This window comes from Coleofasciculus sp. FACHB-1120 (assembly GCF_014698845.1).
Lineage (GTDB): Bacteria > Cyanobacteriota > Cyanobacteriia > Cyanobacteriales > FACHB-T130 > FACHB-T130.
Genome location: NZ_JACJTV010000005.1, coordinates 132,896 through 153,861, shown reverse-complemented (window position 1 = coordinate 153,861; position 20,966 = coordinate 132,896). Strand labels below are relative to the sequence as shown.

Below are 20,966 nucleotides of genomic sequence, written 5' to 3'. Positions count from 1 at the left end.
CTCTCACCGTAAAGCTCGCAACCTGTTAAAGGTTGGAAGCGTTTGCCCTACCAGTATTTGGGTCAGTTAAAACTGACTGTAGCTCTTAGCCTGAACTAACGTTCAAGGCTTAACTCTGCGCGGACTAATCTCCCTCTCTCCACCACTTCCTGAGATAGCCTGCTCAATTGTGTTAAGATTTATTAAAAAGCTTAGGATTTTATGACTCATCCCAGCTTAGAAAATATTGGTGCCCAGCTAGAAAGTCCGAATTCGCGCGATCGCATGTTGGCACTTGCCTCTTTGCGTGAAGTCTCGGCAGATGACGCGGTACCCCTGATCAAAAAGGTTTTAGACGACGAAAACCTGCAAATTCGCTCAATGGCGGTGTTTGCGCTGGGTCTTAAACCGACAGAAGAATGCTTTCCGATTCTCGTAAAATTGCTAGAAACTGACCCCGACTATGGCATTCGCGCCGACGCCGCCGGTGCTTTAGGCTACCTGTGCGACATCAGAGGATTTGAACCCTTGGTGCGGGCGTTCTACGAAGATACAGATTGGCTCGTGCGTTTCAGCGCCGCCGTTAGTTTAGGCAATTTGAAAGACCCCCGCGCTTTCGACGTACTGGTTCGGGCGTTAGATAGCGAAGAAGTCGTGTTGCAACAGGCAGCGATCGCGGCACTTGGCGAAATCAAAGCAGTAGGAGCCGTCGATCAAATCCTCCGCTTTGCCCAATCTGACGATTGGCTTGTCCGTCAGCGGCTCGCAGAAGCCCTAGGACACCTCCCCAGCGAGAAAAGTCTCTCAGCGCTCAATTACCTAGAAAAAGACCGTCATCCCCACGTTGCGACTGCTGCCACCATCTCCCTGAAGCGGCTGTCCGAAAACAATTAAAAATTAGAAAATAAAAATTAAAAATGGGGGCTTCTCCATTTTTAATTTTTAATCCAAACATTTTTAATCGCTTACAGCCAGCGAGCAACGGAAAATAAGCCATCTTCTACCTGGATATGCTCCACACCGCGCATTTTGACGATGGGCTGACCCTGATAAGATACGCACAGCCAACCACCGATGACGAAATCAACCGTAATCTCATTCGAGAAGATGTCGTCTAATCGCAGGATATCGATTCCCGACTCATCCTCAATGGTGTCAAAACCATCGCCGGGAGCGTAAACATAGACATCATTGCCGGGGCCACCATCTAAGCGATCGTCATCTTCGCCGCCAAGCAAGACATCATCCCCGTTACCGCCGAATAAGCGATCGCGCCCGGAAGCCCCCAGTAAAAAGTCATCTCCTAATTCGCCATACAGGGAATCCTCGTCCTCTCCCCCTTGAATCAGGTCATTTCCTTGTCCACCGTGGATGATATCGTTGCCTGACTTGCCAACCAGGGTATCGTCGCCAGCATACCCAAAAATAACATCGTCGCCTTGGGTAGCTTCAATGTAGTCATCGCTGGGAGTGCCATGAATTCTAGACATGATGCAGGTTTACTCATCCGAAAACTCTTAAATCTTTTATAAAGTAGAGGTCAGCGGTTATTACTCTCTCTAGCGACTGGTCAATCTAAGATATTTAAAGTGATGTTAAAAATTATTAGTCCAGAAGAGTTTGATTCATGGATATTCAAGAGTTTTTCCAGCTGAGTGCAGGCAAATGGTTTTCCCAGCGTACCAGTCACCATCTGGCTTTCAAGCAAGCAGAAAGTGGCAAGTCAGACATCAAGATTGAGATGCTCTCGGCAGAAGATCCGGAAGTAATCAAGCTCTGCGAACAGTACGAAGTTGACCCAGCTTTAGCTTGGGGAGGCGCTCGCGTTAGCTGGGATGGCACGATGGAATGGGATCAAGAAAAGCACGAGGGTTCTAGCGTTCTCGTCCCGATTCCCAACCCGGAGAAGCCCAACGAAGGTCAGTTGCTCCGTGACATGGGTTACGCCGAGAAAGCATCGGTTGCGGGTCGTTATGTCATCGGTAACGATGATTCATTCACGCTGATTACCGAGTATGAAACGATGTACTCGGAAGAACGCATCTGGTTTGCTAGCGAAAACTTGCGGCTACGAGCCAGCATTTTAAAGCGATTTGGCGGCTTCTCAATGGCTTCGTTTTGCTCGGAAATTCGCATGGGCGTCACAAAGCCAGCAGAAAAAGCCACTGATACTGTCGCAAACAATTAAAAATTAAAGATGAGGATTGTTCATTTTGAATTTTCAATGGCTTAAGTCTCTTCATCACTCTGGGCGACGGCTTTGAGTTTGTGGTAAAAATCTGAGTCATCTGCCGTTGGGATGAACTGGTGTATTGGTCGCTTGCTGACATCCCAGCGCGACCAATCTGCTTGATAATTTTTGTGGCTAGGACGCAGCGAGAGACTGGCGCTGGCGTCTTCTGAATTGGCAACGTCCCTAGGGTTGTTGGTGTTTGTCGGTTCTGACAAGACAGAAGCGGCAGCCTCTGCCGGGGAAACCGGCGTTTGGGCGATCGCAACTGGGCGATCGAGCGCGATCGCCTCGTTACTGGCAGCGGCTGCTTCCGTTGAGGATGACTCAACTGGATTCATCGCCTCTTTAACCTTGATTCGCTCTAGACTCGGCTCCGGGTTAGCAGCGAAGGTTGCCGGTAGCGGCTCGACTGCTTCCGTCAAATTTTGCGGAAAATTACGACAAACCAAGCGCTCAAAATCATGGTTAAAGTGATACAGGGCTTGACCGCGCCGAGACCAGAAATTTAAGATTTGCTCGACAGAAATCGCTTTGTAACGTCCCTGATAGAGCGCCTCAATCACGGCTAAACGCACCCAGTTGGCTTCGTAGTTGCGGAGCCAGTGGGCTACCAATTCCTCAGCCGTGTAACCCCTAATCAGTTCAAAACAATAGTAAAGAAGCAGCGTTGTTGCGTAGGCAGTAGCTGAGTCTTGAGTTGACTCTGTCATCAGACGTTAACTAGGCAGACCAGAAATAATATTAATCACAGATTCGCGATTCGCTGTCATCACCCATTGGTCATTGGTTATCTTCACATCTTGCATTCTAATCACTAGCCCAGTAGAAGTATTTGATAACAGAAGCAAAATATGGGGTCAGTAGGGGTCGCATCCCCTTTGAGAAGGCTTACGCCTACGGGCGCTCATTGACAGGCGTTCATTAATCGCGGCCCAAAATTTTTTCTCCAAATGCAAAAGCCCCGATTAAGCAGGCAATCGTCCAGTGGCAACTAATGCCTGATAAACCATAACAGCTGCCTCGGCTCGTGTGGCTTCTCGATTTGGGTTAAGTTGTGCGGGTGCCGGGTGGTTCACAATGATACCTCTTTGTGTAGCGGCAGCAACAGCAGGGCGGGCATAGGCGGGAATCGCCTCGCGGTCTTCGTACTTGTCTAAGAGTTTTTCATCCCCAGACGGAAAGCCCAATCCACTCACCAGAGAGACAATCAGCTGGACTCTCAGAACCGGCTGCTGGGGGCGGAAAGTTTGGTCGGGAAAGCCGGTAATGAAGCCACCGCTATAAGCTTGTTGAATCACCGCCTGCGCCCAGAAAGTCGGGGGGATATCGGTAAACTGGATGGCTGGGCGTTTGGAAGTGGGGTTAAAGGCTTTCACCAACAAAGCCGCGAATCCCGCCCGATTGAGTCGATCGTCTGGCTTGAAAGTGCCATCGGCAAAGCCACCCAGCAGGTTTTGATTTGCCAATCCTCGAATCGAATTCTCTGCCCAGTGTCCCTGAATGTCGCTGAAGCTAGGAAGGGACGAGTCAGGATTCACCTCCGGATTGACAATATAGGGAGAAGCGATCGCCTTGACTTCCCCGGTGGTAACTAATGCCTGATAGATGAGTGCGGCAACTTCGGCACGGCTAATGTCCCGCATCGGTTCGAGTTGTTGAACTTGGGGATAATTCACCACCATGCGCCTGGTGGTGGCAACAGCGACGGCATCTGTGGCGTAGCTGGGAATTTGAGCGCGATCGCCATAAACTCCCAAAACGCTAGAATTGCCCCCCGTCAGTGCCAAACCACTCACTAAAGATGCGATCGCCTGCACCCGCGTCAGATTTTGCCCTGGTCGAAAGGTGTTATCTGGAAACCCAGAGATAAAACCCATCGATGCCGCCTTGGCGATCGCCCCCGCCGCCCAAAAATCTGCTGGAATATCCTTGAAACTACTTGTATTTCCCGGTCGTGGCGGCAAGTTAAAGGTTTTCGCGATCGCTGCGGCATATTGGGCGCGAGTCATTGCTGCTTCTGGCTGAAACGTCCCATCCGGGAAGCCACTCATCAGATTTTTCGCCACTAGTGCCTGAATAAACGCTTCCGCCCAATAACCGGCAACATCGCTAAACTGGGCAGGCCCCATTGTCAAACTAGAACCGGCAACCGTCGCCGCCACAAATTCCACCGTTCCCTGCACCCGCGCTGGATTCAGCTGATTTCCCGCTGAGACGACCGCAAACCGGGTTAGATTTTGCAGATCGACTTCCCCGTTATCCCGCAAAATATTCCCCGCTGGGTCTTGACGGCTCCCTAGCTGCGGTTTTGCAACATCATTGATAATTATCCCGGCTTGTGTATTTTTCTCAATTAGATTGCGACGCAGCACCGGATTCGCGTCACGAGACAGCAAAATCCCCGTCCGATTTGCAAAAATCTTATTATCGGTAATTAAAGGAGCCGCTTGATCCCCAATTAAAATCCCGTAACCTGTTTTCTGTGCCACATTCCGACGGACTTCCCCCTTGGCATTACGGACGAGGGAAAGACCTGTGGAAGCATTTTGGATAAATACATTATCTAAAATTGCCGGTTTAGCGGTGCCTGTGACAAAGACCCCATCACGACTGCAATTCGTGAAAGTATTATTTGCCAGCCTGGGGGATGTCGATTCTATCCAAACCCCTGTCCCCTTGACCCCCCGATTTGTTACCGTGACTCCCCGCAGTTGGGCATCCGTTTCCAGCCGTAGGGTAATATTTTGGGAGCCAAAGCTTGGGCTAATATAGTCCCCACTGCCTTCGATTTGAATTCCCTTGCCTTTGCTGGATTCATTCCCTACCACCGTCACCCCAGCCGGGATTACCAGGGGAAACACTTCTCCCCCCGCTGCATTGTAAATCCCCGATGCCAACTGAATCGAAGTTCCGGCTTGAGCCTGCTTCAGGGCACGAGTAAGCGTCTTCAGTGGGGCAGATGAGTTCCCGACACTGTTATCTTTGCCAGTTGCTGGGTTGACATAAAGCATTGGTTGACCCATAAAGTAAAGAGTTTTGAATTTAGTCCTTCGTCATTTGTCCTTAGTTGTTTGCTTTTGACCGATGACCAATAACCAATGACCAATGACCGATGACCCATAATGATCGAAGTTGAAAATTTAAGCAAAATCTATGGCGCGACCCCAGCCATCCAGGATGTCACTTTTAAAGTGGAACCTGGGGAAATTTTGGGTTTTTTGGGGCCAAATGGTGCCGGAAAAACGACAACCATGCGGATTTTAGCTGGGTATTTACCTGCCTCCAGTGGGACTGCCCGGATTGCTGGGTACGATGTGCATGAAGATTTAATGGCGGTACGGCGGCGGATTGGTTATTTACCGGAGACGCCACCTTTGTATCCTGACATGAGCGTGGAGGGATTTTTGCATTTTGTGGCGCGGCTGAAGGGGGTTCCCGGACGCGATCGCAAATCCCAAGTAAATTCAGCAATGGAACGCTGCAACCTCACTGAAAAACGCAAGGTACTCATCCGCAAGCTTTCTAAAGGCTTCCGCCAACGGGTTGGCATTGCCCAAGCGATCGTTCACGATCCACCCGCGATTATTCTAGATGAACCTACGGTTGGTCTCGATCCTCGCCAAATTATCGAGGTTCGCAACTTAATTAAAAGCCTTGCCGGTAGCCACACAATCATTCTCTCCACCCATATTTTGCCGGAAGTTAGCATGACTTGCAGCCGAGTGGCAATTATCAATCGCGGTCGGCTTGTGGCAACGAATAGCCCGGAAAATCTCGTAGCACAATTAGCTGGCGGATCGGGCTATGAATTGGAAATCGATGGGGATGTCGAAGCTGTGCAACAGATGCTTTTAGTTTTGCCGGGAGTTCGTTTTGTCGAATCCATCCCCAGCCAGGAATTACCGCCCAATCGCCGTCTAATCCGTGTAGTATCAGAACCGGGCACCGAACCGGCGCGTGATATTGCGGCGGTTTTAGTTGGCGCGGGAGTGGCATTGTATGAGATGCGACGCACTCGCGCTAGTCTTGAGGACGTGTTTATCGAACTGACAACTCAAGAAAAGGTCGTCGTTGATATGGATACGGATGAAACCGATGGCAATGGAACATCTGCCACCTCGCCAGCAGAAGCTGCTGCTATCGTTGCCACAGATGAGCAATCTGGAGGAATTGAATAAATGGGCGTAATTATTAGTAATATTTTGGCGATTTACCGCAAGGAATTGCAGGGCTATTTTGCTTCGCCGTTGGCATATATCGTTGCAGGTGCTTTCTGGTTTTTAGCTGGATTATTCTTCCTCACGGCATTGCAAAGTGAGAGCGATCGCGCTTTGGATATTTATTTTCAAGGGCAGCAAATCGGCGCACCCGTTCCTCCGGTCGATGTCGCCTATAACACCCTCCAAAGCTTCCTTGGGGCAATGTTTTTTTTATCGTTATTTATTCTGCCCATTCTCTCAATGGGGCTGTATTCCGAGGAACGCAAGCGAGGGACTTTAGAACTATTAGCCACTTCGCCGGTCACAAACTGGGCAGTAGCGGTGGGTAAATTGTTGGGGGTACTGACATTTTTTATCACAATGGTAGTGCCGTTATTAGCATACGAAGCGATCGCTTTTAATGCATCAAGCCCACCCCTACCCCCGGCGGTGCCGCTATTGGGTCATGCAGCATTAATCTTGGTTGCTGCCGCGATTCTTAGCTTGGGAATGTTTATTTCTTCCCTCACTGAAAGCACAATCTTGGCAGCAATTCTTACCTTCGTTTTAATTTTATGTTTCTCGCTGATCGAGCTTTTAGCGAAACTGACCGGCGGCGTTTTAGGAGAGGCATGGAATCATTTATCTTTAGTCAAACATTACAACACGCTGGTACAAGGTGTGGTTGATACCAGCAGTCTGATTATGTTTGCAAGCTACATTATCTTAGGGGTGTTTCTGACTGCTCAATCTATCGATGCTTTGCGCTATCAGCGTTCTTAATTGACGAATGACGAATCGCGAATGGAGTTGTTTCGAGGGGAAGACCGAATGCGTGAGATGCAAGTAACCCACACCTTAAAGGGTGGGACTTGAAAGGGTGGGACTTGCGCGTACAAAAACCGCTTACGCAGTCTCATGCATCTCTATCACCTGCATCTCTATCACCTGAATAGACAAGCTTCGTTTAGATAAGAATTCAGCCTGCGAGGATAGATTTATTTACGGATGAACATATCGGCACCCGCAAACCTACCATTAATGAACTGTCCCCCAAGCTAAACACTTACCTAAAATCCATTGGTAGCAATTAGCAATCCCTCTATTAGTCAACATGAAAACCATTAATTGGAAGTATTTAAAATATCTCTTTTTACTTGGCCCAGCTCTGACAAGTATGGGTCTAGTTGCTGGATTAGTATCCAGTAGCTGGGGAGCGGTGCCCGTAGGTTTAATCGTTGCTGGAATTGTAATTATTGGGTTATGGCTGCTATCTTTGGGCGGTTCGCCAAATGGCTTTTGGGGACGCCGGTCAACTCAGGCGGGAACCAACGCTCTAGCAGCAACGCTGGCGGTAGTAGTGATTTTGGGGCTAATTAATTTTCTGGGTGTTCGCCGTGTCGTGCGAGTGGATTTAACAGAAAATCAGCTATTTACCCTTGCTCCCCAGTCGCAGCAATTAGTGCAAAATTTATCGCAGCCAGTCAAGTTGTGGGTATTTGAAGAAAATCCGAATCCTCAAGACCAACAATTGCTGGAAAATTACCGACGATATGGCTCTCAATTTAGTTTTGAATTTGTCGATCCGCAACTGCGACCCGGACTGGCTCAGAGGTTTAACCTTCAATCTCTAGGGGAAGTTTATCTAGAATCGGAGGGGCGACGAAAGCTCATCCAGACAGTGAATCCGCAGCGGGGGGAGAGTCTTTCAGAAACAGTGCTGACGAATGCGATCGCCGAAATTACGAGCGATCGCGTTGGCAAGGTTTACTTCCTCCAAGGTCACGGCGAACGTCCCTTACAAGCGGCGCAAGGAAGCATCTCTCAGGCGGTGAGTAGCCTGGGAGAGAAAAGCTACACCACTCAACCCCTAGATTTGGCGAAAACCCCAGGAATCCCCCAAGATGCTGACCTCATCGTCATTGCTGGCCCCAAACGGGCGCTGTTTGCCGCTGAAGTCACTGCTTTGAGCGATTACCTGAAGCGTGGCGGTAGGCTACTGGTGATGGTAGACAGGAATACCAATCCCGGTCTGGATAACTTGCTCAAAGATTGGGGCGTGAGGCTAGATAATCGTCTTGCCATTGACTTGTCCGGTGGTCAGGCGGGACTGAGTCCGGCGGTGATTATGGTGACGCGCTACGGTCAACATCCGATTACTAAAGATTTTCAGGATGGTCGTTCTTTCTACCCGTTTGCACGACCGATTGAAGTGACTCCCATCGCCGGTATCCAGGCGACGCCTTTGCTGGTGACAAACGACCAGAGTTGGGCTGAGAGCAATCCCGAAAGCGATCGCTTACAGTTTGATCCCGCAAGCGATCGCCAAGGTCCTTTAATTCTCGGCGTCGCCTTAAGCCGCGTCTATCCTCCCCAAAGCGCGTCTGCACCATCCCCAACTCCCACCCCGACTCCCACGGCGACTCCTGGGGCAACCGCTAGCCCCAGCGCGTCCCCAACCCCGACAGCGACCACATCAGCTTCTCCCTCCCCATCCGCAACTGCTAGCCCCAGCCCCAGTCCGTCCCCAACCCCGACGGCGACCACATCAGCTTCTCCCTCCTCAACTCCAGGGACAAGCGCTAGCCCCAGCGCATCCCCGACCCCAACTTCTACCAATTCACCAGCCAAGACGGCAAATGCTGACCAAAAGCCAGCAGAATCCCGTCTAGTTGTCCTCGGTAATTCTGATTTTGCTAGCGATGGTTTGTTCGAGCAGCAACTAAATGGCGATGTATTCCTGAACTCCGTCAGCTGGTTAAGCAAACAGGATGAGCAACTTTTATCGATCCGTCCCAAAGAAGTAAAAGACCGTCGCATCAACTTGTCCCAAGACCAAGCCAATCTATTAGGTTGGATAGCTGTGTTGATTATGCCCTTAATCGGGTTCATTACAGCGGGACTGGTTTGGTGGTTCAGACGTTAGTAATTTCAGATTTTGGATTTAATCTAAAATCAACTCGCGTGTTGATTATGAAGCTAAAACGAACAACTTGGATTCTGATATTGTTGGCGCTTAGTTTGGGGGGATTCGTTTATTTTTATGAAATTAAAGGTGCCCCCCAGCGAGAAGCAGCACAGGCAAAACAAAAGGAAATCTTTTCTTTTGAAAAAGACCAGATACAGGCTTTGACAGTTAAAAGTCAGGAACAAACCTTGAAATTTGAGCGAGTCACACAGGAAGCGGTGGACAAGACGAGTATTTCTCAATGGCAGATGAAAGCGCCCAGCAACGCCCCCGCCAGCGATCCATCTGTTTCATACTTGCTAAATTTACTGGTGGATGGCAAGAGCGATCGCACCCTCTCCATCTTCCCTAACCAGTTGCAAGAATATGGACTCGACAAACCCCAAGCTACGGTAGAAGTAAGGCTAAATAATCAGCAAACTCATCAGATAATTTTGGGGAAGCCTAACTTTAATAGTAGTTTCTTGTATGCTCAAGTTGACCCCCCCGCCCAGACCCCTCAGCAGCTAGAGGTGCTTTTAGTCCCGATAGACTTTGAGTATGGTGTAAAACGCCCTTTGTCAGAATGGAAAGCCAAGGAAACAGTTCAAAAAGATAGTCCGGATAAAACCTCTGACAAAGCAATACCGTCTCAGTCACCTCAGCCCAGTCCCTCTTCTTCTCCAGAAAGTAAGAAAGATACTCCCGGCAAACCATCAGACAAAGCAACACCATCTAAGCCAGATAATCCTAATCCTTCTCCGTCTCCAAAAAATACTAAAAACGGAACTTCTCAAAAAGCAACACCAACACCATCTAAGTCACCTCAGCCCAGTCCTTCTCCTTCCCCAGAAATCAAAAAAGCAACACCAGCTAAGTCACCTCAGTCCAGTCCCTCTCCTTCCCCAGCAACCAAAAATGTAACACCATCTAAGCCACCTCAGCCCAGTCCTTCTCCTTCCCCAGCAATCAAAAATGTAACACCAGCTAAGTCACCTCAGCCCAGCCCATCTCCCTCTCCAAAAAAATAGTGAAAACGCGACTTCAAAAACAGAAAAACCTAAAAAGTTAGATAATTACAACCCCTCTTCCTCACCATGAACAGCCCCACCGCAACGCTGCTAGTTTCCTGTCCCGATCAACGGGGACTGGTGGCAAAAATAGCCAATTTCATCTACGCTAACGGCGGTAATATTATTCATGCCGATCAGCACACTGATTTTGCTGCTGGTTTATTTCTTACTCGAATTGAATGGCAATTAGAAGATTTTAATTTGCCGCGAGAGTATATTGCTCCAGCGTTTAACGCGATCGCGCAACCTCTACAAGCCAACTGGCAGCTACACTTTTCCGACACTGTACCCCGTATTGCCATCTGGGTAAGCAAACAAGATCATTGTCTCTTTGACCTCATTTGGCGTCACAGAGCAAAAGAATTCTCTGCCGAAATTCCATTAATTATCAGCAACCATCCCGATTTAAAAGATGTAGCCGCTCAATTTGGCATCGACTATCATCACATTCCGATTACCAAAGAAACTAAATCACAGCAGGAAGCCAAACAATTAGAACTACTGCGGCAATACAACATTGATTTAGTTGTGCTAGCGAAATATATGCAAATCGTTAGCATTGATTTTATCAGTCAATTTCCGCAAATTATCAATATTCATCATTCATTTTTACCTGCCTTTGTAGGAGCGAATCCCTACCACAAAGCCTACGAACGTGGTGTCAAAATCATCGGTGCGACGGCTCACTATGTTACTGCCGACTTGGATGCAGGGCCAATTATTGAGCAGGATGTGGTGCGAGTCAGCCATCGAGATGAGGTTGACGATTTGATTCGCAAAGGCAAAGATTTAGAGCGAGTGGTATTAGCGAGAGCAGTGCGATCGCACTTGCGAAATCGCGTGTTGGTATACGGAAATCGCACAGTAGTCTTTGAGTAAGCGATCGCACTTAAAGGGTGCAAGGATTTTACTATTGAGTTGGCAAAGGCTTAGGCGAAGCTATAGGCTTTTTAGTTGGCACGACTTTAGGCGAAGATGTAACCTTTTCCGGAATAGTTAATCTCTCTAAATTACGTTCAATACCAGTAATGCGCGTAGCATCAAAGCCAATGGGAATTTTATTTAATTCAGCCATTTTCTTGTCTACATAATGAATAAAGCGACTCGTTTCCGTGGGACTAAACGCATCGGGTTTTTCCGGATCGCCACCAATAGTTCCACCAGTAGCTAAGTAGCTGCGTACCTCGTTTCTTAAAGAAATATGTTCCAGATATAAATCCCGACTTGCTGCGCTACTTTCATCATGCTTAAAAATTCCCGGTAAATCTCCGAAATAAATTACAGCACTAGAAGTAACAATAAAAACATTAATTAAACCATTATTTGCTTTCTCCCACCCTACCTTACTAATAAAAAACAAACAAATTCCAGCCACTAGAGCAGAAGCTGAGGTCAGGGAAATTGAGATGTAGTAGTGCTTGTAGAAAAAGACCATCATCGCCGAATATCGATTAATTCGTGACTGAATTTCATTAAGTTGTTCGGTTAGTCTGGCTCTGTCAGAGGCGCTGGGTTTTAAACCATTATCAACTGGGGTAAGTTCTTTTTGAGGACTTAGCCAATTATTTGCTGTTTTATCTGCTTCCCACTCCAGCGAAAAGTAACCAAGTCCAATTAGGGTTAGCAAACCGCTTGTAATTAAAAAATGTCCTAAAAGAGTTGGTTGTTGATTCTGCTTCCCCTTAAATGTATTCCAGAAAAATTCGCGGAATCCGCTCCTATTCGGAGGAGGATTTACTATGCTAGTTTGGACAGATGAGTTTGTCTCTACCTTAGGATTTTCGGAATTGTCTGCTAACGTCATTTTTTAACCTTATAAGATACAAAATTTTTAAAGAAGGTATGCGATCGCCATGCAAGCTTTTAACGAAATTTGCTAAGGTGGGCAGCGATCGCGCTACTTAACTATCCTGGGAACTGCTTCACTAAGTCATCTCCGGGAATGATTGTTGTCACGAATCTGTATTCTTTGTTGAGCTGGTAACGCTTATCCTGCTTAATCAGTGCCATAAAATCCCTGTGACCTTGCCGGGTGCGTCCTACAAGACAACCAGCACCAGCGTAGCCGATGTCATTGCGCGGATAGTCAAACCCATAGTGCTGATTGATGTCAAACATCCCTGTGTCCAGAAAGTCGCCTTTACGAATAAAGTCTTTGTTTTTGTCCCGGTAAACGGAGACGGGTGACACCTGCTCCAAGGCTTCATGTGGCTCAGCACCACTACCCCAATGAGTACCGACTTTCCAGGCTTTATACTGCCCAAAAGCAATCCGAGCGGCTCCGAATTCTTTGGCTCGTCCTTTCATTGGATTCAGAGTGTAAGCAGTACCGGGTTCTGTGGTTCCTTCCCAGTTTTGCCTAAGAATTGGCACTTCATTCGGAATCTCAATCACCAGGCGGCGGTCGTTGAAATGATTGGGAGCATCATCATTCAGGCTACCGTCCGCATTCATTCCCTCGACATACACAATGTTGTACCTTTGGGGCCCCACAGAAACGCGGTAGTTCATTTTCAGCATATAGGCGATGATGCGGGCTTCCAGGTTATTTTTAGTTAGATCCACTTCAGGCTTAGGCACCTCATCGGGAGAAGTTTCAATCAATAACCTGGCTGTCACCACTCCAAGAAAGCCTCTTTCCTCAGACACTGCTGGCTCAGATGACTTCATTACATCCTGAAACTCAACCAGAGCGTTAGAAGAAATCGGACCAAACTTGCCATCAGCAGGTGGATCGAGAAACTTAAGCCAAATTAAAACCTCTTGAATATGTGTGGCTAATTCTTCGTCAGAAGCGATCGCTTCAATGCCATAGTCCACACTCTGGTTATTTAGTCGGGCATGGTAGAAAGTTTGCAAAAGCATGGCTCTAAACCTCCAAAAGAATAGATGATATGAGTGCTAAAAAAAGACAGTCAGCAAGCGTTAAATCCCTAATCAACGCTCTGGGATTAACGCCTTAGTCGATCGCAAAGTTTGTACTTAAGGCGGAAGGAGTATCCAAAAATCACTTCGCTATTTCTGGCGAGTTTTATGGCCGAAAATGGCTAAGCGATCTTTGGACTAAGTTCTTAGGACGATTCAAAGAATGGGTGCTGCTGCAACAGGAGTTGTCGATGCTGGCTGTGAAGAACCGCTCAATGGAGTCCAACCTGGTAGCTTCTTGTGTGCATCAAGCGCCGCCCAAGTCAGGGGTCCCACATCACCATCGTCATTCAGTCCCACGCTTCTTTGAAACTTCATGATGATGCGCTCTGTTGCTGAGTCAAAATCGTTATTCACACCGATGGGTCCAAAGCCACAGCCATTAACTGTATGTTGAGCAACACCCACCCAAAACCCTTTGTCACCAAAGCGGAGGATCGGTCGTTTCCCATCAGGTTGTGCAGAACCAAAGCTGATATGTCCGAGTTGTTCTATCCGCTTGAGTATGGCGGCGACTCCTACCTGCGAAGAACCTGCACTCGGATCGAAGCGACCATCTGCGGTGAACTTGCCTTTATTCCAGTGATTAGTCTTAGACCAAAGATAGGGCGAACGTCGCGGCGGTGTTGAGTTGCGCCCTGCACCTGTCTGATAGCCCCAGCCGTTGTATCTCTCGCAATACCAGAGGATTTCTTCTGGAGTATCTAAGAAATTGACTTCATCTGTGCGTTTCATTGCCAAAGCATCAGCAGCCGACTCTTCCCAGGTAAAGGGAGGAGACCCTAAAATCGGTCTTCCAGGTGGAAAGTTCTTGGTTCTGGCGCTGAGAGGATCGCCGTTGTGGAGATGCCCCTTAAAGGAAAGCGAGGCTTCAAGGCTATGAATAGCAGCAATGACGGGCCACCACACGCCACTTTCGCGCTGCGCCTGTTCGTACCGACCCCGGTTAGGCATAATCCTGGAAACAACTGCATCTGTGGCGCTTAAATCAGTTATTTTAACGGTGCGCCAAAGTTGCTGATAAGTATCTTTTATTTCTGTAAATTGCATTGCTTTTCCTTTTGCTCGATTAAGGTTTTCGTTTGTGCATAAGCCCAAGTTAAGCTTTCTGTACTAGGCTTGACAGTCGGAAAAGGTCATGAGAAATGTCAGAGCAATGTCAGATAAATGTCATCAAGATGGCAAAATAAATCCTGACAATCTCGTATACAAAAAACTAGAACTGATTTTATAAAGGGAATTCCAAGCTTTTACACGTAATCCTTAAGAAAGTTTTTGAAGTTAGAAGGCAATCTAGATCGGGTAATGCAACTACTACCCGCTATTTGTGGAATTTAAAATCGCTCACATTTACTGCTGAGGCAAGTTTTAATAAATGACTGTTGAAGAAGCGCTAGAAATTGTCGAGAGCGTTCTAGCTCAAGGACGTTTAAACAAAGTTCAAAAAATCGTGTTTGAGGAATCCTGGGAAGGGCAGTCTTACGAGGAGATTGCAAAAAAAAATACTTACGATCCTGGTTATGTTAGGGATGCTGGTTCTAAGTTGTGGAAGTTACTCTCAGAGGCATTTGGAGAGAAGGTAACAAAAAATAATTTGCAGTCAGTCTTGAAGGGGTATTCGCGCCGCGTCTTGTCATTGCAGCAGATGCCAGAAGTGGTGTCTAATCCGATTGCTCCTTCAATAGCGATCGCTCATAAACGTCAAGAGTGGGGAGAAGCGGTTGACGTATCGCTTTTCTATGGACGCACAGAAGAACTCGCCACGCTACAACAGTGGATCGTGAGCGATCGCTGTCGCCTCGTCACATTGTTAGGTATGGGAGGAATTGGCAAAACTGCTTTGTCTGTAAAGCTGGCAGAACAAATTCAGAATGAGTTTGATTATCTGATCTGGCGAAGTCTCCGCAATGCCCCACCCGTTCAAGATACTCTGGCAGACATCATAAAATTCCTATCCAACCAACAAGAAACTGATTTACCAGAAACCGTAGACGGTAAAGTATCGCGGCTGATTGAGTATTTACGCTCATCGCGCTGTCTGCTGGTATTGGATAATGTTGAGTCGATTTTGCGTGAGGGCGATCGCGCTGGACATTACCGAGAAGAATACGAGGGTTATGGACAGCTATTAAGATGTGTGGCAGAAACCAACCATCAAAGCTGCTTGGTGCTAACTAGTCGGGAGAAACCCAAAGGAATAGCATCCAAGGAAGGCAAAACATTGCCAGTTAGAGCGATGCAACTAGCCGGTTTAACAGAGGTAGAAGGACATAAAATTTTTCATGCTAAAGGTTTTTTAGTTTCAGAAGAAGATATAAAACTCCTAATGGCTCGTTATCAAGGCAATCCTTTAGCCTTGAAGATAGTTGCTACGACTATTCAAGAGTTATTCGATGGTAATATTTCTCAATTTTTAGAACAAAGCACAGCAGTTTTTGGTGATATTTGGGATATTTTAGACCAGCAGTTTAATCGCTTGTGTGCTTTAGAAAAGCAGATTATGTACTGGCTGGCAATCAATCGAGAGTGGGTTTCGCTGCTAGAACTGCGAGAAGACATCGTACCACCAGTATCGCAACGTGAACTATTGGAAGCGCTGGAATCTCTACAACGGCGATCGCTGATAGAGAAAAAATCAGCAACTTTTACGCAACAGCCTGCGGTTATGGAATATATGCTTAACCGTTTAATTGAGGAGGTCTGCGAAGAAATTAAAAACAAACAAATAAAATTCTTCAACAGCTATGCTCTCATTAAGGCTCAAACAAAAGACTACATTAGAGAAGCTCAGTTACACTTTATAGTTCAACCACTGCTAGATAGGTTGACGGCTATCTTTCGGTACGAAAACAAGATTATAGATTGTTTATCTAAAACTTTATTCATATTGAGAGATAATTTGTCTATAGAGCCAGGGTATGTAGGGGGAAATCTTCTCAATCTGCTTTGTCAACTACAGACAGATTTAAATGGTTATGATCTTTCCTATCTAACTGTTTGGCAAGCTTATCTGAGGAATGTAAATTTACATCATGTTAATTTCCAGAATGCCGATCTAGCTAAATCAGTTTTTACTGAAACCTTCGGCAGCATTTTGTCAGTTGCTTTTAGTCCAGATGGAAAACTTTTAGCTACAGCAGGTGATGCAGGGGAGATTCGCTTGTGGCAAGTTTCAGACATGACACCAGTAATGACCTTAAAAGGTCACACTCGGTGGGTACTATCAATCGCTTTTAGTCCTCAAGGTAAGACCATAGCTAGTAGCAGTGATGACCGAACAATAAAACTATGGGACATCAACACAGGTCAATGCCTGAAAGTTTTTCAGGGGCGTACCAGTTGGGTATACTCAATTGCTTTCAGCCCTGATGGTCGAACCTTAGCAGGTGTCAGTGATGACCAGACGGTGAAGTTATGGGGTGTCCAGACAGGTCAAACCTTGAGAACTTTGCAGGGACACACTGGTCAAGTAATGTCAGTTGCTTTCAGTCCGGATGGTCACAGCATAGCCAGTGGCAGTAATGACTGCACTATAAAGTTGTGGGATCTCAGTACGGGTCAGCTTCTCAAGACTTTGCAGGGACATACTCATTTGGTAGAGTCAATTGTTTTCAGTCCCGATGGTAATACCCTTGCTAGTGGCAGTTATGACTGCACTATAAAGTTGTGGGATCTCAGTACGGGTCAGCTTCTCAAGACCTTGCAGGGACATACTCATTTGGTAGAATCAATTGCTTTCAGTCCGGATGGTCAAACACTTATCACTGGCAGTCACGATCAAACAGTGAAGTTGTGGGATGTCTCCACGTGTCGCTGCATCAGAACTTTGCAAGGTCACGCGAGTCAGGTTTGGTCAGTTGCTTCCAGTCCTCAAGGTAGCACCTTGGCTAGTGGGGGTGGTGACTGTACTGTAAAACTATGGGATGTCAGTACCGGGCAATGCTTAAGAACCTTGCGAGGATACATGAATCGATTACGGTCACTCGCCTTTGATTCTCAAGGTAAGACCTTGGCTAGTGGGGGTGGTGACTGTATTGTGAGATTGTGGGATATGGCAGGTCGCTGTATTAAAACTTTGCAAGGCAACTCTAGTTTTGTCATGTCAGTTGCCTATAGCCCAGACGATCGAACTTTAGCTGTTGGCAGCGAAACAATCAAGTTATGGGATGTCAGTAGCGGGAAGTGTCTGAAAATATTTCAGGGGCACACCAACTGGGTTTGGTCAGTTGCTTTCGATTCTCAAGGTAATACTTTAGCTAGTGGTAGTGGAGATCGCACTGTCAGGTTGTGGGATGTTAGTAGCGGGAAGTGTCTGAAAATATTTCAGGGGCATACCAACTGGGTTTGGTCAGTTGCCTTGAGTCCGCTTCCCCCTTACCAATGCGGGTTAGGAGGGATCTTGGCGAGTGGGAGTGGTGACTATACCGTAAGGTTGTGGGATATCCATACAGGGCAGTGTCACCAAACTTTGCAGGGTCATACTAATGGAGTTTGGTCAGTTGCCTTTAGCCCGGATGGTCAAATTCTAGCTAGTGGCAGTGATGACTATACCGTGAAATTGTGGGATGTGAGTACAGGTGAGTGCCTGAAAACTTTACAGGGACATACCAATGGGGTCTGGTCAGTTGCTTTCAGCCCGGATGGTAAAATGCTGGCGAGCGCCAGTGATGACTCTACTCTTAAGCTGTGGGATGTTAGTACGGGTCAGTGCCTGAAAACTTTCTACGGACATAGCGATCGCGTTTGGTCAGTTGTCTTCAGTCCAGATGGACAAATACTCGCGAGCGGTGGACAAGATGAAATGATTAAGCTTTGGGATGTAGCGACAGGCGAGTGCCTGAACACCTTGAGAAGTGAAAGACCCTACGAAGGCATGAATATTACTGGCGTTACAGGTTTAACAGACGCGCAGAAAGCGACGCTGAAAGCGTTGGGGGCAGTAGCGTTGGAATGATTTCCTCCTCCTCTGCAATCCTGGTGTAATTATATTCGCCTCTAACTCCGACCAGAAAAGACTTTCTCTTAAATTGCCCCTGCTCCTCTGCCTGTTTACTCTTATTTCCCGGATGGAGTGTTACAAGTTCGTATTTATATGAATAACTCCCGACGTTGTATCCTTCGATTCGCTAGATTGGTGTAGAACGCCATTTAGCATTCCGCCACAAGCGGGAACCTTGTCAAAGTGGCAGCGTCTTGGAGGGTTAGGATGTTTTAAACCCTATATCCATCCATGACTCAATCGATTCCTGTATCCTGGTCAACAGCTGAAGCAACGGTTTCTCAAGCGCCGGTGCAACCTGAAAAACTGTCAAACTACGATCTAATTCTGCATTGTCAGGCGGGGCTGCGTCCTGACCGCGCTGCCTTTGCCGAACTTTTGCGCCGGTATCAGTCTCATGTCGATAAGATTTTGTACCATCTGGCTCCGGATTGGCAGGATCGGGCAGATTTAGCTCAAGAAGTCTGGATTCGGGTTTACCGCAATATTAAGCGGTTGCAGGAGCCAGTCAAGTTCCGGGGGTGGTTGAGCCGGATTGCCACGAACCTGTTTTACGATGAGCTGCGTAAACGCAAACGGGTGTCTCATCCGCTGTCGTTGGATGCGCCTCGCATGATGGATGACGGCGAAATGGATTGGGAAATTGCATCTGACAATCCAAGTCCCGACGAAGACATGACGACGCGGGAATTTTATGAGCAGCTGCATGAAGCGATCGCCGATCTGCCAGAGGTGTTTCGCACTACCATCGTCCTAAGAGAAATCGAAGGCATGGCTTATGAAGAAATTGCCGAAATCACAGGTGTCTCCCTGGGAACGGTAAAATCTAGAATTGCTAGAGCGCGTCAGCGACTGCAATCTCAGCTGCAAAACTACCTAGACGGAAATTAATCTAACTTAGGGAGAGAATCTGGTTTCAGCTATTCGGTAGATTCGTACCTCTGGGATTGCCGATTATGCTCAAAGCAGTAAAGTCGCCTTCCTTGTTCGCTGAAGTGCTGCAAGGTGTGGCTTCCACGAAACGATTTCAGTTAGGTCGTGAAAAAAGGGTAGATTTCTACTTGCTGCGATCGCTTGCTAAAAACTAGACTAAGCGTAAATGTAACTCTACCCCTGGTTATCACGGATTAAGTCAGCTCTCCATCACTTGTGTTTTACTTCTTGACAAAACGGTTAAGATTTTAATGAAATACAAGTTTCTAAGTATATACTGAATGTGGCAAAGATCAGTGACTGCTCTGCTTTCCTATTGTGTGACTTGCTGGTGATGTGAAAATGACCTCTGATTTTAACAATCGTAAGGATTCTGGACAGCGGTGCCCTGCAAACGCACAAGTCTCTAAGGAGATGGATATTTTGCAGCGCGATCGCTTTGAATTGCTCAGTGCCTACTTAGATAGTGAAGTAACCGCTGACGAGCGCAAACAAGTTCAGGAATGGCTTAAAAGTGACCCCAAAATGCAGTGTTTGTATACCAGACTGGTGAAATTACGCCAGGGCTTACAAACGCTTCCCGTTCCAGAGTCCGAGCAATCAGCACAACAGGCTGTCAATCAAGTTTTCGGACGCATCAACCGCCGCCGCTCCCAACGGGTTGCTGCATGGGGCGGTGCTGCGATCGCAGCTTTGTTTGTCGGCGCTTTGTCAGGAATTCTTCCGGGTAATCACTCCCTGAGTCCTCAACTAGCAAAAGCTCCCATCTCAGAGACGGCAGCAGAGCCTTTGATGGTTGCCCTGAATCACCCCGCAGTGGAGATTCCCAAAGCAGCAGTCGCGGCTCCAGAAAAATTTGTGAAGCCATCAGTAGATGGATCTGACGCCAACGAATATCAGAATTAATCTGCTCTGACTTAAAAAATATTGGGTAATGAGTGATGAGTTTTAGAATAAACTCATCACTCATTATTTTTTAAGCGGCTCCACCATCCAGAGGTCAGCAGAACCCCTTTTTGGTGTCGAACTTGAGCGGGGGTCATCAAGTAAGTCCAAGCCATTGCTAGCGGCTGCCCAGATAGGTTATACGTCTCAATTTGGTGCCGGTTATATTCATTTTGTGCCTCTGGGCGATGAGGATCATAACCTTCCAGATTATCAAGTGTCTGTAACACAGTTGAATCGGGAAACGTGAGTAAGAATCCGTGAATTTCTGCACTGCCAGGGATCATCGCGGGATACCCTGCTGGGAGGGAAAAAAGTTCACCGAATGCGATCGCTCTTTCTTCTTCCACCACCTTTCCAGCACAGTATCGCTCGTAATTGCACTCTCCCGGTTTCAAAGTGCCGTAAACAAAGACTTGTAAATTACTCAAAATCTACTTGCTATAGATATGTAAAACATTGCTGCTAAAAAGATATTACTCTTACTTAACATCGTAATTTCAAATGATTTATTAACTCCTATTCTTACTCTTTCTCCACGTTCTATATCGCTAATACATATAGGCTATCGTCCTTGGAGCATGGCAACGCGATCGCTAGTGCGTTCTAAGCGCAAAGCGCAGGCTCCCCAAACACAGTTTTTTCAAAGAATATCCGTTCAATCAAAAAGGATTGTGATAAACACTGATTATCCTTAGTGCAGTTCAGCCCCTATCTACGTAGGATGTGGATG

Annotated in this window: 18 protein-coding genes; 11 read left to right on the top strand and 7 right to left on the bottom strand. The window is 47.1% G+C overall.

The features are described 5' to 3' along the window. Positions 1 to 201: 201 nt before the first annotated feature. Positions 202 to 873 (top strand): HEAT repeat domain-containing protein, encoded by a 672-nt coding sequence (locus H6H02_RS07625; RefSeq protein ID WP_190816224.1) that lies wholly within the window; start codon positions 202 to 204, stop codon positions 871 to 873. A 71-nt stretch (positions 874 to 944) separates the two neighbouring features. On the opposite strand, the gene H6H02_RS07620 is transcribed toward H6H02_RS07625, so the two are convergent. Then, positions 945 to 1,469, bottom strand: coding sequence for a calcium-binding protein (locus tag H6H02_RS07620; RefSeq protein ID WP_190816222.1), 525 nt, complete (start codon positions 1,467 to 1,469; stop codon positions 945 to 947). Between the two features lie 137 nt (positions 1,470 to 1,606). Between H6H02_RS07620 and H6H02_RS07615 the strand changes: the two genes are divergently transcribed. Next, positions 1,607 to 2,167: a phycobiliprotein lyase gene (locus tag H6H02_RS07615; protein ID WP_190816220.1), complete on the top strand. Its 561-nt coding sequence runs from the start codon at positions 1,607 to 1,609 to the stop codon at positions 2,165 to 2,167. A gap of 41 nt (positions 2,168 to 2,208) precedes the next feature. On the opposite strand, the gene H6H02_RS07610 is transcribed toward H6H02_RS07615, so the two are convergent. Then, positions 2,209 to 2,922, bottom strand: coding sequence for a hypothetical protein (locus H6H02_RS07610; protein ID WP_190816218.1), 714 nt, complete (start codon positions 2,920 to 2,922; stop codon positions 2,209 to 2,211). 255 nt (positions 2,923 to 3,177) lie between these two features. Continuing rightward, on the bottom strand, positions 3,178 to 5,235 hold the full coding sequence (locus H6H02_RS07605; protein WP_190816216.1) for an S-layer homology domain-containing protein: 2,058 nt from the start codon (positions 5,233 to 5,235) through the stop codon (positions 3,178 to 3,180). A gap of 99 nt (positions 5,236 to 5,334) precedes the next feature. Between H6H02_RS07605 and H6H02_RS07600 the strand changes: the two genes are divergently transcribed. The 5 genes from H6H02_RS07600 (at position 5,335) to purU (ending at position 11,310) form a co-directional block, all read left to right on the top strand. Beyond that, positions 5,335 to 6,390: an ABC transporter ATP-binding protein gene (locus tag H6H02_RS07600; RefSeq protein WP_190816213.1), complete on the top strand. Its 1,056-nt coding sequence runs from the start codon at positions 5,335 to 5,337 to the stop codon at positions 6,388 to 6,390. Continuing rightward, positions 6,391 to 7,194, top strand: coding sequence for an ABC transporter permease (locus tag H6H02_RS07595; protein ID WP_190816211.1), 804 nt, complete (start codon positions 6,391 to 6,393; stop codon positions 7,192 to 7,194). A gap of 331 nt (positions 7,195 to 7,525) precedes the next feature. Next, positions 7,526 to 9,337 (top strand): Gldg family protein, encoded by a 1,812-nt coding sequence (locus tag H6H02_RS07590; RefSeq protein WP_190816209.1) that lies wholly within the window; start codon positions 7,526 to 7,528, stop codon positions 9,335 to 9,337. Then, positions 9,322 to 10,389, top strand: a complete 1,068-nt coding sequence (locus tag H6H02_RS07585) for a DUF4340 domain-containing protein (RefSeq protein ID WP_347342580.1) — start codon at positions 9,322 to 9,324, stop codon at positions 10,387 to 10,389. Before H6H02_RS07590 ends, H6H02_RS07585 begins: the two co-directional genes overlap by 16 nt. Positions 10,390 to 10,455: 66 nt before the next feature. Further along, positions 10,456 to 11,310 (top strand): formyltetrahydrofolate deformylase, encoded by an 855-nt coding sequence (purU, locus tag H6H02_RS07580; protein WP_190816205.1) that lies wholly within the window; start codon positions 10,456 to 10,458, stop codon positions 11,308 to 11,310. A 31-nt stretch (positions 11,311 to 11,341) separates the two neighbouring features. Here purU and H6H02_RS07575 read toward each other — a convergent pair whose 3' ends face one another. From H6H02_RS07575 to H6H02_RS07565, 3 genes are all read right to left on the bottom strand, one after another. Continuing rightward, positions 11,342 to 12,235 carry a hypothetical protein gene (locus H6H02_RS07575; RefSeq protein ID WP_190689717.1) on the bottom strand — a complete coding sequence of 298 codons (894 nt, stop codon included), beginning with the start codon at positions 12,233 to 12,235 and terminating at the stop codon, positions 11,342 to 11,344. 101 nt (positions 12,236 to 12,336) lie between these two features. Next, a complete protein-coding gene (locus H6H02_RS07570; protein WP_190816203.1) occupies positions 12,337 to 13,296 on the bottom strand; it encodes a peptidoglycan-binding domain-containing protein in 960 nt (319 codons plus the stop codon). Between the two features lie 216 nt (positions 13,297 to 13,512). Continuing rightward, on the bottom strand, positions 13,513 to 14,406 hold the full coding sequence (locus tag H6H02_RS07565; protein WP_190816201.1) for a peptidoglycan-binding protein: 894 nt from the start codon (positions 14,404 to 14,406) through the stop codon (positions 13,513 to 13,515). 325 nt (positions 14,407 to 14,731) lie between these two features. Between H6H02_RS07565 and H6H02_RS07560 the strand changes: the two genes are divergently transcribed. The 4 genes from H6H02_RS07560 to H6H02_RS07550 all read left to right on the top strand — a co-directional run bounded on the left by H6H02_RS07560 (position 14,732) and on the right by H6H02_RS07550 (position 20,194). Continuing rightward, complete coding sequence (locus tag H6H02_RS07560; protein ID WP_190816198.1) at positions 14,732 to 18,310, top strand: NB-ARC domain-containing protein; 3,579 nt, start codon at positions 14,732 to 14,734, stop codon at positions 18,308 to 18,310. Between the two features lie 276 nt (positions 18,311 to 18,586). Then, complete coding sequence (locus H6H02_RS07555; RefSeq protein WP_190414997.1) at positions 18,587 to 19,246, top strand: sigma-70 family RNA polymerase sigma factor; 660 nt, start codon at positions 18,587 to 18,589, stop codon at positions 19,244 to 19,246. Positions 19,247 to 19,311: 65 nt separating this feature from the next. Further along, positions 19,312 to 19,443, top strand: coding sequence for a hypothetical protein (locus H6H02_RS27560; RefSeq protein WP_277922528.1), 132 nt, complete (start codon positions 19,312 to 19,314; stop codon positions 19,441 to 19,443). Positions 19,444 to 19,630: 187 nt separating this feature from the next. Beyond that, complete coding sequence (locus H6H02_RS07550) at positions 19,631 to 20,194, top strand: Fis family transcriptional regulator (protein ID WP_190816196.1); 564 nt, start codon at positions 19,631 to 19,633, stop codon at positions 20,192 to 20,194. 56 nt (positions 20,195 to 20,250) lie between these two features. Here the strand turns inward: H6H02_RS07550 and H6H02_RS07545 are convergent, their stop codons facing one another. Next, entirely contained in the window at positions 20,251 to 20,664 is a 414-nt protein-coding gene (locus H6H02_RS07545) for a gamma-glutamylcyclotransferase (protein ID WP_190816194.1), read from the bottom strand. Positions 20,665 to 20,966 lie beyond the last annotated feature (302 nt).